The following is a 743-nucleotide window of genomic DNA, read 5'->3' as shown; positions in this document are numbered from 1 at the left end:
TGGTATCGGAGTTTGGATTTCTCCAAGTATTGAACAAACCTTCTTTGGTGGCGACATGCGGTTGTTTTTGACCAATCACGGGATTGGTTTTGATCAGCGTAATTCTTTGGTGGTCGGCCTTGCGATGGGCTTTGCCGTGATTCCTACCATTTTTACCATTGCGGAAGATGCCATTTTCTCTGTACCAAAGCACTTGTCTGATGGATCGTTAGCGCTTGGGGCCACTCCTTGGCAAACCTTGATTTACGTCGTGCTACTTACGGCCAGCCCAGGTATTTTCTCCGCCATTATGATGGGGCTTGGACGTGCAGTTGGTGAGACGATGATTGTCTTGATGGCGACTGGCAACACGCCGCTAATGGACTGGAACATTTTAGAAGGACTTCGCAGCTTATCGGCAACCATTGCGGTGGAGTTGCCAGAGTCAGAGGTTGGCAGTTCGCATTATCGTTTGTTGTTCCTCGCTGCGTTGATTTTGTTTGTCTTCACCTTTGCTGTGAACGCGTTGGCAGAGTTGGTTCGTCAAAGATTGAGAGATAAATACCGTGCGTTGTAGTTTAGATCAGGAAAAAGAGCGAGTGACTGAATGTTAAATTGGATTCGTTCTGGCGCACCGTGGATATGGCTAACAGGCGGTGCGGTCAGCATCAGTCTGTTGTCGGTGTTAGGGTTATTGCTCCTCATTGGTTGGAAAGGATTAACCTATTTCTGGCCTGCGCCATTGTATCAATGGAACGTAACGT

General features: G+C 47.9%; 1 protein-coding gene. It reads left to right on the top strand.

Annotated features, from left to right (window positions below; all coding sequences use genetic code 11):
* On the top strand, nucleotides 1-556 hold a 556-nt coding region (locus R7Z47_RS24735; RefSeq protein ID WP_318130747.1), incomplete at its 5' end, for an ABC transporter permease subunit.
* Nucleotides 557-743 lie beyond the last annotated feature (187 nt).

The organism is Vibrio sp. 1641, assembly GCF_033339995.1.
Classification (GTDB): Bacteria; Pseudomonadota; Gammaproteobacteria; order Enterobacterales; family Vibrionaceae; genus Vibrio; species Vibrio alginolyticus.
The sequence above is the reverse complement of the archived record's forward strand: the minus strand, read 5'-3'. Positions and strand labels throughout refer to the sequence as shown.